Genomic DNA, 12381 nt, shown 5'->3' on the forward strand with positions numbered 1-12381 from the left:
GTTCGACCCGTGCAGCCGGGAGTAATCGCACGAACTGAGTCGACAGCTTGTGCCGGCTAGCATCCACCAGGTCAGAACGAAGCCCACCTGACCGCGCATGCTGGCAGGCCGAGCGGCAGGTGGGCAACTGAACCCGGAGGCTCTACATGAGTTTGCCCCTTGCCGAGCGATGCGTGTCAAACCCGCGACGTCAACTCATCGCGATCACGGTGATCGTCGTGATCATGCTCGCCTCACCGTCCTGGGCCGAGATTGTCGGTGCGTACGCGGACGCAGGAGCGCTGCTTGCACTGTTCATCGCAGCCAGCGGTACAGCAGCGAAGTACCGCAACCACAGCAACCCGCTGCGGACAGCATCACCCGACAGCGCCTAGATGATGACCTCTCTGCCCCAGCCTGACCGATCCACATAGAGCTACGGATCAGAAGGTTGCAGGTTCGAATCCTGCCGAGTGCACAGCAGAGAAGAGGCCCCGGATTTCTCCGGGGCCTCTTCGCGTTGTGGGTGCGGTTTCCCGTCGGTCGGTTCTGTGGGGTGGCGGGGTCCGTCAGGACGTCCAGCGCCAGGCGTTCGAGCGGTAGGAGCAGGTGATCGGGGTGCCTGCGGATGTCGTGGTGCGGACGCCGTGGTCGGCGTTGCGGCAGAACTGGCCCGCCGAGTAGCAGTTGCCCGCGTTCGAGACGATCGAGCAGGTGCCGGTGTTGCTCCGTGCCGTGCCGCTGCCGCCCGTGCTGTTGTTGGTGCCGCCGCCGCCGCTGGTACTGGTGCCTGCGGCGGTGTTCGCGCGCGCTGTCTTGGTGACCGTGACCGTAACGGTCGGGGCGGGTTCGGGCTTGGCCTCCAGCGTCTTCGTGACGGTGGGGGCGGGTTCGGGGGTGGCCGTGGCGGTGACGGTCGCCCGCGCGGTCACGGTGGTCGTGGGTGCCGCCTTGGCTGCGACGGTCTCCTGCCCGTCGTCCCCGGCGGAGCCGATGAGCGCGCCGGTGAGCAGGAGCGCCGTACCGCCCACCCACACGAAAACGCGTTTGTGCAGCGGGCGCGCGGGGGCGGGGTCCGTCGTCGACGCTGCTGGTGTGCCGTACGGGTTGGGGCTGGTCATGTCGTCCCCCCGGGGAGCGGTTGGTGAAGTGGGACGACGGTAGTGAGCCGGTGCCGGATGTGGGGATGGTGTGGAGGAGGTGTGGCCGATTTGTAATCCGCGTCGCGTCGCGCGGTGGTCGCGGACCGGTGTCCCGGGTGGGCCGGTGAGGGACGGAGGCGGGGCCCGTTGTCAGTGGCTTCCGTTACGGTCGGCGCAATGGAGCGTGGTGCGGGGTGGTGGTGTGCCGGGGCGCGGTGGGAGGCGTCCGGGCGGGTGGGCCTGCGGTGGGTGGGGGAACGGGTCAGCGGGCTCGGCGCGGGGGAGCGGGTCGGGTTCCGGGTCTTGGGTGAGCGACGGTGTCTCGGGGTGTGGCGGGGCGGCCGGTGGCGGGAGTGCGGCCGGGGGGCCGTGCTCCGGGAAGGAGGTGCGCGGGCGCAGTGCGAGGAGTGCGCGGCGCTGGACCGGGTGCGTTCGGTGGCTGCCGATACGTACGCGGACGACCCGCGCCCGTACCGCGTGTACCTGGCGTGGTTCGGGCCGGGGCTCGTGAAGGTGGGGATCACGGGGGTGGCGCGTGAGGGGGTGCGGCTCCTGGAGCAGGGGGCGCTCGCTTACTGCTGGCTTGGTCAGGGCCCGTTGATGGCGGCGCGGCGGGCCGAGGAGGTGGTGCGGCACGGGTTGGGGGTGCCGGACCGGATCCCGTACGCGCGCAAGCGGGCGGCCCGCGCGGGCGGCGGCGACTGCCGGGCCGAGTTGGAGCGGGTGCACGGGGCGGCGCGGAAACTGCCCGGGTGGCCGGAGACGCTGGAGCCGTTGCCCGATGAGGTCGTGGAGCACGGCGCCGTTTTCGGCCTGCCGCTGCCGTACGGGGGTCTGGTGCGCGGGCTGCGGGACGGAGCGGTGCTCGTGGGGACGGTACGGGGGGTGGCCGGTCCTGATGTGCACCTCGATGTCGCGGGCGAGCCAGCGACCGTCGTGCTGGACACCCGGCGGCTCGCGGGGTGGTGCCTCGCGGGGGTGGGCGAGGACGCGGTGACGACGGCGGGTCTCGTCGAGCGGGTGGGAGAGGGGGGAGAACAAGGGGAGTTGTTCTGAGCGCGGCCTGTCCTGGCTCTGAGCGCGGCCTGCCCTGGCGCGGCATCTTCGGGCTGGACTGCTGGCGGCCGGGCGGCCTTCCGCGGGGCTGCTTCCGGCCGGGTGGCCTTCGGGTGAGCCGCTTCCGGGTGGGTCGCCTCTGGCGGTGCGGTCCCGGCCTTCGCCTGCGCGTCTTCCGCCCGGGCTTGTTCCCGGCGGGTGGGGGCGGCAGGGTGGCCGGCATGGTGAGTGAGGAACTGGGCGAGGAGTACGGGAAGCGGTCGGCGCGGGTCCTGGGGCTTGAGCCCGGCGGCGCGCGGGAGGCGGCGGCGGTACGGGAGTTCGCGCGGCGGATCGGGGCGGAACGCGGGCTCGTCGACGTGCACACGCACTTCATGCCGGACCGGGTGCTGCGCAAGGTGTGGGCGTACTTCGACGCGGCGGAGCCGCTCGTCGGGCGGCAGTGGCCGATCACGTACCGCCGTGCCGAGGACGAACGCATCGCGGTGCTGCGGGCCTTCGGCGTGCGCGCCTTCACGTCGATGCTCTACCCGCACAAGCCGGGCATGGCCGAGTGGCTCAACGGGTGGGCCGCCGACTTCGCCGCGCGTGTGCCGGAGTGCCTGCACACGGCGACGTTCTTCCCGGAGCCGGGCGTCGAGGCTTACGTGCGGGCGGCGGTCGAGGGCGGGGCGCGGGTGTTCAAGGCGCATGTGCAGGTGGGGGCCTACGACCCGGCGGAGCCGGTGCTCGACCCGGTGTGGGGGCTGCTCGCCGAGGCCGGGGTGCCGGTCGTGGCGCACTGCGGCTCGGGGCCCGTACCGGGGAAGTACACGGGGCCGGGGCCCATGCGCGAGGTCCTCGCGAGACACCCGCGACTGCGACTCGTCGTCGCGCACCTCGGCATGCCCGAGTACAGCGAGTTCCTCGACCTCGTCGCCGACTACCCGGAGGTGCGGCTCGACACGACGATGGCGTGGACGGGCTTCGCCGAGGAGTTCGCGCCGTTCCCGCACGCAGAACTGCCCCGGCTCGCGGCGTACGGGGACCGGGTGCTGCTCGGCACGGACTTCCCCAACACCCCGTACCCGTACGCGCATCAGCTGGAGGTGATGACGGACCTGGGCCTCGGCGAGGAGTGGCTGCGGGCGGTCTGCCACGACAACGCGGCTAGCCTCTTCGGACTGGATGACAACGCTAGTTGAGGAGTGGGGGGCAGGCGAACAGTTCGTTGCCGCCTGTGGATAAGTCGGGCCCAAGCGGAAATCGGCTCACTCGTGAGGGTGAGCGGTTGCGCGGGTTTCGCGGAGTTGTCCACAGAAGTGGGCGGAGGGGACGGGATGGGGGCGGGGGTGCGGAAGACTTGGTGTTGGGGTCGCCCCCCAGGGCGGGTGGGGGCTGTCCGCCGGGCCTGTTCGACGGGCTTGTCCTCGGGCCTGTTCACCGGCCATGCCCTCAGCCCGGCCCGTCGAGCCCGCCCCCCGACCTCGTCTGCCGACCCCGTCCCCCGCCCATGCGCACTGCCCCATCTACCGGTCCAGCGCGCCAGCTTCGTCCACCGACCCAGCTAGCCGAGCCCGTCCCCCGGTCCCGCCCCCCGACCCCGTCCACCACCCGGCCCCCCGGTCCCGTCCGCCGAGCCCGTCCACCACCCAGCCCCCCGGTCCCGTCCGCCGAGCCCGTCCACAGCCCAGCCCGCCCAGCCCACCGACCCCGCCCTCCGTTCCTCCCCCCACCCCCACCCCGACCCCTCCCCCGACCCCACCCCCCTTTGCCTCCCCCCACCCTCCCTTTGCCACCCCTCAACGGATTTCTCAGCGAAATCACAGATTCGCGCAAGGGGCCTCTCAGAGGAGACGCACAGGATGGGGCGCATGACCACGATTCCGCCCCAGGGGCACACCGAAGCGAGCGTGGACGGGCGTCCCGTCCGGGTGCTCGTCGTGGACGACGAGACCAATCTGACCGAGCTGCTCTCCATGGCTCTGCGCTACGAGGGCTGGGAGATCCGTACCGCGACGGATGGCGCGGGCGCGGTGCGCGAGGTGCGGGGGTTCCGGCCCGACGCCGTCGTGCTCGACATGGTGCTGCCCGACATGGACGGGCTCAGCGTGCTGCACCTCATGCGCCGTGAGCAGCCCGATACGCCCGTGCTCTTCCTGACCGAGAAGGACGCCGCCGCCGACCGTGTCGCGGGGCTGACCGCCGGTGGCGACGAGTACGTCAGCAAGCCGTTCAGCCTGGAGGAGGTCGTGGCGCGGCTGCGCGGGCTCATCCGGCGCGCGGGTGCCGGGCGGCGGTCCACCTCCGTGCTCACGGTCGGGGATCTCGTACTCGACGAGGACAGCCACGAGGTGTCCCGGGGCGGTACGGACATCCATCTCACCGCGACCGAGTTCGAGTTGCTCCGCTACCTCATGCGCAATCCGCGACGTGTGCTGAGCAAGGCGCAGATCCTCGACCGCGTCTGGAGTTACGACTTCGGCGGCCAGGCCAATGTCGTCGAGCTGTACATCTCGTACCTGCGGCGGAAGATCGACCGGGGCCGCGAGCCGATGATCCACACCCGGCGCGGCGCCGGGTACCTCATCAAGCCCGCCGAACTCGCCGCCGCCGTCCCCGCCGGACGCCACTGACCCGGGCCGCGCCGCATCACCCGGCCCCGAAACCTGGCCCACGCAAGGCCCGCACCCTCCGCCCCTCCGAACACCCCCCACCCACCCTTCACTTCACCCGCAGGGATGAAAGCGCGCGGGGGCCGGTTTCGGTGCGGTCCGTGGCGTGCAGGCTCTGTGCGACACCTCTCACCCGCGGTTCACCGCCCGGCGACCCGCCCCGCCGACGCCCTCCCGACGCTCCGCCCACGCCCCACCGTCCCCACCACTCCCGCCACATTCCCCGCCCCGCCGAACGGCCTCTTCCGCGAGGGCCGTTCGGCCCGGTCCGTGCAGGTCGCGGGGGCACGGTGGCAGACGTGGGGGAGGACAGGGCGCATCATGGGGTACGCGGTCCTCAGCGGTCCGCACACCCGTGCGGGGCGCGGGTGGGGCCGGCAGGAGCCGCTCCGGCGGCGGAGGTGAGGGCAGCGTGGTGAGGTGGGCATGGTGAAGGGGCGCGCGGTGAGTGCTCCGCGGGCGAGCGTGTGGCTCACGGACGCCGCCGCCCGGACACGTACCCGCAGGAGCGAGCAGCCCTCCGGGCTCGACCGCGAGCGCATCACGGCGGCGACGGTGCGGCTTCTCGACCGCGAGGGGCTCGCGCGGTTCTCCATGCGGCGGCTCGCGGGTGAGCTGAAGGTCACCGCGATGTCCGTCTACTGGTACGTGGACACCAAGGAGGACCTGCTCGAACTCGCCCTCGACGCCGTGGTCGGCGAGCTGACCGTGGGCCCCGAGGGCCTGGAGGGCGACTGGCGGCAGCGGCTGCGGGAGCTGGCGCGCGCCTACCGCGCGATGATGGTCCGCCACCCCTGGGTCGCCCCGCTCATGGGCAGTTACCTCAACATCGGCCCCTGCTCGCAGGCGTTCTCGCGGCGCATGCGCGCCGTGCTGCACGACTCGGGGCTCGGCGCCAAGGAGCAACTCGGCGCGCTCTCCGCCGTCTTCCGCTTCGTCTACGGGTTCGGCGCGATCGAGGGCAACGTGATCCGCCGCTGCCGCGCGGCGGGCCACACGCAGGACGAGTACTACCGCGAGGCGATGGGCTCGATGGCGCGCCGCCCCGAGTTCGTCGAGTCCTTCGGCGACACCGAGGAGCTGTTCGGCCCCGAGGGCATGGGCGGCGGCGTCGCCGAGATGCGCGAGCGCGATTTCGCCTTCGCCCTCGACCTCCTCGTCACCGGCATCGAGGCGATGGCACGGGAGACGGCCGCCACCTGAGCCCCCGGTGCGCCCGCCCGGGTACGGAGACGCCACCCGAGCGCGGGGAACGGCCGTCGTCCGGGCGGACGGGAGACCGCCGCCACCTCAGCAGACAGCAAGACCTCGTCCCCGGCCCCCGGTCCTCGTCCGCGTCTCCGGCACCAGGTCCCCGTCTCCGTCCCCGTCCCCGGCGACAGTCACCCCGCCCCGCCCCGCCCAGTCCGCCCGCTCCCCCCCCGGCAACCCCCGCTCCCCGCCTCAGTCCCCCTCGACAAGCCTCGCCGGGAAGCCGCCCGTCGCCACCGGTCCCCAGCGGGTCGGCGTGACGCGGATGATCGACTTGCCCTGCTTGATCATCGCGGCCCGGTACTCGTCCCAGTCGGGGTGCTCGCCCGAGATGTTGCGGAAGTACTCGACGAGCGGCTCGACGGAGTCCGGGGCGTCGATGACCTCGGCCGTCCCGTCGACCTGGACCCAGGGGCCGCCGAAGTCGTCGCTCAGGACGAGGATGCTGACGCGCGGGTCGCGGCGCGCGTTGCGGGTCTTCGCGCGCTCCGGGTACGTCGAGACGACGATGCGCCCCGAGTCGTCGACGCCGCACGTCAGCGGCGAGCCCTGCGGGGAGCCGTCGGCGCGGCGGGTGAGGAGGATCGCGTGGTGCCGGGGGCGTACGAAGTCGAGCAGCCCGGCCAGGTCCACGGTGGTGTTGGTCGCGACGGAAGGTGCCATGGCGGGGAGCCTATTCCCGTTCGGGGCGGCTGGAGAAGCGGCTGCCGTTCGGCGGGGCCGTCCCGTGAAGCCGGCTCGCCTTCCGGGACTCCGCCCGGACCCCGCTCCTCAATCGCCGGAGGGGCTGGTTTTTTGCGCCTCTGCCTCCCCCATCATCCGGGCGTAGTTCGCCATCGAGCGCTGGTAGCGCGGCAGGTGCGGGGCGAGCGCGGCGACGGCCTCGGCGACGCCCTCGCGGGCGCGTCCCGCGTCGGCGAGCGCGAGGGCGAGCACGGCGGTCAGCGCGTCGCTCAAGTGGTCCTCGCCGTGGGCGCGTTCGGCGGTCAGGAGGCTGATGGACTCCTCCGGGTCGCCGAGCGCGCGCCGCGAGCTGGCGAGCTGGATGACGGCGCGGCGGCGGCGCTCGCCGGGCAGCTCGCCGCGCAGCGCCCGCCGGTAGAGCGGTACGGCCTCGTCGGTACGGCCCAGTGAGTCGCGGGCCGCCGCGCGCTCGAAGAGCGCGACGGGGTGGTCCGCGCCGAGTTCGGCGGCGAGCGCGTCGGTGCGGGCGAGGAAGTCCTCGGGGGCGAGCGCGTCGATACGGGACCACAGCGCGGCGCTGCGGTCCTCCCAGTCCTGGGCGGTGGTGGCGGTCATGCGGCGGTACGTCCTTCCGGAGGGGCGGTACGGGTACGGGGCGCCCGGCCGCGTACCGGCGGTCGTGGACCCGCCGCGCACCGGCGCGGCCGTCACCGTACCGGCGCGGACCGCCGCGGCGCGCGCGAAAAAAACGCACCCCGCCCCCCGCGCCTCACCCGCACCCCCCGCGCCTCCCCCCCCCGCCGCAGCCCGCGCGAAAAGGCGCACCCACGCCGCCCCGCGCCGCGCGCGAAGAACCGCACCCACGCCGCCCCGCGCGCGACGAAGCCCACCCACCCCGCCCCACAGGCGAAAAAGCGCGCCCCCGCCACAGCGGAAGCGCGCTCTTTCCGGCCGGAACCGGTCACATCTGGGGCAGTTCCGCTCCCTGGACCGCCTGGATGTCCAGTTCGACCCGCAGCGTCGTGCCGATCGCCGCGATGCCCGCCTGGACGACCTGGTTGTAGTTCATCTTGAAGTCCTCGCGGTGCAGCTCCGTCGTCGCACGGAAGGCCGCGCGGGTGCCGCCCCAGGGGTCGGCGCCGGTGCCGAGGTAGCTGAGGTCGAGGGCGACGGGGCGGGCGACGCCGCGCATCGTCAGTTCGCCCTCGACGGTCCAGCGGTCCTGGCCCGCGGGGACGACGGCGGTGGAGCGGTAGGTCAGCTCCGGGTAGCTCTCGACGTCGAGGAAGTCGGCGGAGCGCAGGTGCCCGTCGCGCATCTCGTTGCCCGTGTCGATCGACGCGGCCTCGATCGTCGCGGTGACCTGCGAGCGGGCGATGTCCTCGGAGATGTCGATCCGGCCGCTGAAGCGCGTGAAGCGCCCGCGGACGCTGGAGATGCCCAGGTGCTGCGCGACCGCGCCGACCGAGGAGTGCACCGGGTCGATCGACCAGGGGCCGGGCGGGGGCAGCTCGGTGCCGCCCTGGCGGGCGAGGACGACGGTCCCCGCCTCGGCCCGCCCGGAGACCGTGACGAGGGCGGTCGACGCGGCGGGCGCGTAGCCCACGGCCGTGACGATCACCGTGTACGGGCCCGGCTTGAGGTCGGTGGCGTCCTGGACGTCGCCGTCGGTGTCGGCCTGTGCGCGCAGGACCTGCGTGCCGGTCATGTCGGTCATCGTGACGACCGCGTGCGGTACCGCCCACCCGTCGCGGGTGCGGATACGAGCGCTGAGTCCCATCCGGTTTCCTTCTCCTTGCCCCCCGGGAGCGCGCCCCCGGCGTCCGTACGACGAAATGCGGGCCCCGGTGCGCGGAGGTGGCCGGCCGTCCCCTGCCGGCCGCCGCTCACCGGGGCCCTTCCCGCGAAGGGCCCGCGCACGCCTCCGCTCCGGGCGTGCGCGGGCCCACCGGGGTTCTCTACTCGCCCGGGTGGGCGAGCTCGATGTCGTGGCCCTCGGCCCCGGCACCGTTGACTGTCAGACCGGTGGCCACCGGCGGGTATCCGGTCGCGATGACCGTGTACTCGCCGCCGTCCAGGTCGGCGAAGCCGTAGGCCCCGTCGTCCCCGGTCGTGGTCGTTCCGACCACGTTGCCCGCCGCGTCCACGAGGGTGACCCGCGCGTCGCGCAGCGGTCCGCCCGCGGCGCGGACGACGCCCTGCACCTGGGCGCCGGACCGGAGCGCGACCTCGACCCGGGTGACCCCGGTGCCCGCGATCTCGACGGGGAGGGCCGCCGGGCGGTGGCCGCTCGCGTTGACCGCGACCGTCACCTGTCCGGGGACCAGCTCGCCGAAGGCGAACTCGCCCTGCGCGGCCGTCTTGCCCGTGGCGAGGACGTCGCCGCGCACGTCGGTCACGATGACCATCGCGTCCGGGACCGGCTCACCGGCGTCGGCGCTGCGGACGACGCCCGCGAGGCCGCTCGTCCCGCTCAGCACGATGTCGTACGTCACCGGCTCCTCGCCGACGACGACCGTCGTGGCCTGCGGCTGGAAACCGTCGGCCGAGGCGATCAGTACGTACGAGCCCGCGCCGGGCGCCTCGGTCGTGTACCCGCCGTCGGGACGGGCGGCGGCACGGCCGAGCTGGCTGCCGCCGAGCGAGATGAGCGTGACGCTCGCCTGCGCCAGCGGCGCGTTCTCGGCGCCGCGCACGTAACCGCTGACCGGGATGCCCCCGGTCGGCGCCGTGTCCTCGGGCTCCGCTGCCGTCGCCTGGGCGACGGGGGCGGTGGCGAGGGCGGTCGCCGTGCCGCTGCCGTCCGCGGGGAGCGGCTGCGTGGCGCCGAGGGCGGCGGCCTGCGGGGCCGGGACCTGGGCGGCGGCCTGTGCGGGCGCCTCCGAGGTGACCTCGCCGGTCGTGGCCGGCTCCTGGCTCATCGAGGTGCGCAGCGGCACCTCCTTGATGAACCACGTGACGATGAAGGCGATCAGCGCGCACGGGGCGGCGAAGAGGAACACGTCCGCGACGCCGGAGCCGTATGCGCTCTCGATCACGGTCCGGAAGGGTTCCGGGATGGTCTTCACGTCGGGGATGGCCCCGTCGTTGCCCAGCGCGCCTCCGGCGGCCTTGGCCGCCTTCGGGCCGAGCGCGGCGATGCCGTCCTTGATGTGGTCGCTGACCCGGTTGCCGAGCACCGCGCCGAGCGCCGAGACGCCCACCGCACCACCGAGGGAACGGAAGAAGGTGACGGTGGAGCTCGCGGAGCCGAGGTCCTGCGGCTTGACCTGGTTCTGCGTGCAGAGCACGAGGTTCTGCATCATCATGCCGATGCCGAGGCCCATGAGCGCCATGAAGATCGCGATCTGCCAGTACGCGGTGTCGTACTCGATCGTGCCGAGCAGGCCGAGGCCCGCCGTGACGAGCGCGCCACCGGAGACCAGCCACGCCTTCCAGCGCCCGGTCTTGGTGATGACCTGGCCGGAGACCGTCGAGGAGATGAAGAGGCCCGCGATCATCGGGATGGTGAGGACACCCGACATCGTCGGCGACTTGCCCCGCGCCAGCTGGAAGTACTGGCTGAAGAAGACGGTGCCCGCGAACATCGCGATACCGACGAAGAGCGAGGCGAGCGAGGAGAGCGTGATCGTCCGGTTGCGGAAGAGCCGCAGCGGGATGATCGGCTCCGCCGCCTTCGACTCGACGAAGACGAAGATCAGCCCGAGCACCACGGCGCCGGCGAGCATCGCCCCGGTCTGCCACGACATCCAGTCGTACTTGTCACCCGCGAAGGTGACCCAGAGCAGGAGCAGCGAGACCGCGGCGGCGACGAAGAAGGCGCCGGCCCAGTCGACCTTGACCTTCCGCTTCACGACGGGCAGGTGCAGCGTCTTCTGGAGCACGACGAGCGCGATGATCGCGAACGGCACGCCGACGTAGAAGCACCAGCGCCAGCCGAGCCACGAGGTGTCGGTGATGACGCCGCCGAGCAGCGGTCCGCCGACGGTGGCGACCGCGAAGGTCGCGCCGATGTAGCCGGAGTACTTGCCGCGCTCGCGCGGCGGGATCATGGCCGCCATGACGATCTGGGCGAGGGCGGAGAGACCGCCCACGCCTATGCCCTGGAAGACGCGGCAGACGATCAGCATCCCCGCGCTCTGCGAGAGACCGGCGGCGGCGGAGGCCAGCACGTAGATCACCAGGGCGACCTGGACCAGCAGCTTCTTGCTGAACAGGTCGGAGAGCTTGCCCCACAGCGGCGTCGTCGCGGTCATCGCGAGGAGCGAGGCCGTGACCACCCAGGTGTAGGCGCTCTGGCCGCCACCGAGGTCGCCGATGATCTTCGGCAGGGCGTTGGAGACGATCGTGGACGACAGGATCGCCACGAACATGCCGAGCAGCAGCCCGGAGAGCGCCTCCATGATCTGCCGGTGGCTCATCTGCACCTGGCCGTTGTCGCCAGGCGCCGAGGAACCGTGCTTGGCATGGCTGCCCCGCACACCGGATGGTGTGGTTGTTGCCATGGACTTCCTTCTTCTACGAGGGTGTACCGGTGGTCTGTGCGATGGAGTCCGGGAGCTTGGACCAGGCGGTCCGGCAGTCCCCGAAGCTGTCGCGCAGGCGCGCGAGCAGCGAGTTGAGCTGGTCGACGTCTTCGTCGGACCAGTCCTCCAGGTAGTAGGAGAGCGCCGTGACATGGCGCTCGGCGAGCTGAGCCAGCAGGTCCGTGCCCTCGGGTGTGAGCCGCAGGATGCGGGACCGCTTGTCGTGCGGGTCCGCCACGCGTTCCACCCACCCCCGATCGGCCACGTGTGCCACGTGCCGGCTGGTCACGGACATGTCCACCGCGAGCAGCTCTGCCAGTCTGCTCATCCGCATCTCTCCGTACCTGCTCAGCAGGTGGAGGACGGCGGCGGAACCACCGGGGCAGTCGGGGGGGAGAATGCGGCCGAGGCTGCGTTTGACGACGCCGAAGGCGCTGAGCTGACGGGCCAGCTCCTCGTATCGAGGCTGCTTGGCCATCTCGATCTCCCGTTTTTGTTGCTTAAGGCAAACATAAAACTGATGGTTGCCCCAGGCAAACGAAATCGGACCAAGCGAGTCAAAGGTTTCGCAAAGGGTGCGCAAAGGTGGGGGTGTGGTGACGCAGAGTGGCCGTAGTGCCGTGCGGGGCTCCGTCCCGGGCCTCGACTCCGGGGTCGCGCCCCGGGCCCCTCGTGGGGCTCCGCCCCGCGCTCTGCCCCTCAAGCGCCGGAGGGGCTGGGCGGGGTGGGCCGCACGGCGTGACCACCGCTCAAAACCCCCACGAAACGGGCTTGTTCGGGGGGCTGGGTTGGGGCCTGGGCCCGGATTCGCTAGGGTCCCGCCCATGGCACACAACCAGGGCCCCGAGCAGACCCCCGACCCGGCCGGCAACACGCAGATGTTCCGCGCCTTCGTGGACGAGGAGGCGCCGCGCCGCCAGGGCGGCGTTCAGCAGCCCGCCACGTCCTCCGGACCGCGCGTCGGCGTGATCATCGGCGTTGTCGTGGCGATCGTCGTCATCGCCGCCGTGGTGTGGCTGGCCGTCGGCTGACCACCGCTGCTTCTTGTCGTACGCGTCCGGGGCGGGCCCCGTCGAAGGAGCCCGCCCC

General features: G+C 72.5%; 12 protein-coding genes. 6 read left to right on the forward strand and 6 right to left on the reverse strand.

What is annotated here, in order from left to right:
• The first annotated feature begins 146 nt into the window (after positions 1 to 146).
• Complete coding sequence (locus tag STTU_RS34675; RefSeq protein ID WP_158678795.1) at positions 147 to 374, forward strand: hypothetical protein; 228 nt, start codon at positions 147 to 149, stop codon at positions 372 to 374.
• A gap of 174 nt (positions 375 to 548) precedes the next feature.
• On the opposite strand, the gene STTU_RS16330 is transcribed toward STTU_RS34675, so the two are convergent.
• A complete protein-coding gene (locus tag STTU_RS16330) occupies positions 549 to 1100 on the reverse strand; it encodes a hypothetical protein (RefSeq protein WP_007824783.1) in 552 nt (183 codons plus the stop codon).
• Positions 1101 to 1298: 198 nt separating this feature from the next.
• Here STTU_RS16330 and STTU_RS16335 point away from each other — a divergent pair, with 198 nt between their 5' ends.
• The 4 genes from STTU_RS16335 to STTU_RS16350 all read left to right on the forward strand — a co-directional run bounded on the left by STTU_RS16335 (position 1299) and on the right by STTU_RS16350 (position 6034).
• The gene (locus STTU_RS16335; protein ID WP_007824785.1) at positions 1299 to 2177 is read left to right on the forward strand and encodes a DUF2797 domain-containing protein; all 879 of its coding nucleotides are present in this window, start codon (positions 1299 to 1301) and stop codon (positions 2175 to 2177) included.
• A gap of 221 nt (positions 2178 to 2398) precedes the next feature.
• Positions 2399 to 3361: an amidohydrolase family protein gene (locus STTU_RS16340; protein ID WP_007824787.1), complete on the forward strand. Its 963-nt coding sequence runs from the start codon at positions 2399 to 2401 to the stop codon at positions 3359 to 3361.
• 669 nt (positions 3362 to 4030) lie between these two features.
• Entirely contained in the window at positions 4031 to 4792 is a 762-nt protein-coding gene (locus tag STTU_RS16345) for a response regulator transcription factor (RefSeq protein ID WP_037935003.1), read from the forward strand.
• Between the two features lie 465 nt (positions 4793 to 5257).
• The gene (locus tag STTU_RS16350; RefSeq protein WP_010273518.1) at positions 5258 to 6034 is read left to right on the forward strand and encodes a TetR/AcrR family transcriptional regulator; all 777 of its coding nucleotides are present in this window, start codon (positions 5258 to 5260) and stop codon (positions 6032 to 6034) included.
• A gap of 240 nt (positions 6035 to 6274) precedes the next feature.
• On the opposite strand, the gene STTU_RS16355 is transcribed toward STTU_RS16350, so the two are convergent.
• From STTU_RS16355 to STTU_RS16375, 5 genes are all read right to left on the reverse strand, one after another.
• Complete coding sequence (locus STTU_RS16355; protein WP_007824805.1) at positions 6275 to 6745, reverse strand: PPOX class F420-dependent oxidoreductase; 471 nt, start codon at positions 6743 to 6745, stop codon at positions 6275 to 6277.
• 108 nt (positions 6746 to 6853) lie between these two features.
• Positions 6854 to 7381: a tetratricopeptide repeat protein gene (locus STTU_RS16360; RefSeq protein WP_037884985.1), complete on the reverse strand. Its 528-nt coding sequence runs from the start codon at positions 7379 to 7381 to the stop codon at positions 6854 to 6856.
• 346 nt (positions 7382 to 7727) lie between these two features.
• Positions 7728 to 8546 carry a YceI family protein gene (locus tag STTU_RS16365; RefSeq protein ID WP_007824807.1) on the reverse strand — a complete coding sequence of 273 codons (819 nt, stop codon included), beginning with the start codon at positions 8544 to 8546 and terminating at the stop codon, positions 7728 to 7730.
• 178 nt (positions 8547 to 8724) lie between these two features.
• A complete protein-coding gene (locus tag STTU_RS16370) occupies positions 8725 to 11271 on the reverse strand; it encodes an MFS transporter (protein WP_043255405.1) in 2547 nt (848 codons plus the stop codon).
• 13 nt (positions 11272 to 11284) lie between these two features.
• Complete coding sequence (locus STTU_RS16375) at positions 11285 to 11770, reverse strand: MarR family winged helix-turn-helix transcriptional regulator (RefSeq protein WP_007824809.1); 486 nt, start codon at positions 11768 to 11770, stop codon at positions 11285 to 11287.
• A gap of 346 nt (positions 11771 to 12116) precedes the next feature.
• Here STTU_RS16375 and STTU_RS16380 point away from each other — a divergent pair, with 346 nt between their 5' ends.
• Positions 12117 to 12323 carry a hypothetical protein gene (locus tag STTU_RS16380; protein WP_007824810.1) on the forward strand — a complete coding sequence of 69 codons (207 nt, stop codon included), beginning with the start codon at positions 12117 to 12119 and terminating at the stop codon, positions 12321 to 12323.
• Positions 12324 to 12381: the final 58 nt, after the last annotated feature.

Source organism: Streptomyces sp. Tu6071 (assembly GCF_000213055.1).
Classification (GTDB): Bacteria; Actinomycetota; Actinomycetes; order Streptomycetales; family Streptomycetaceae; genus Streptomyces; species Streptomyces evansiae.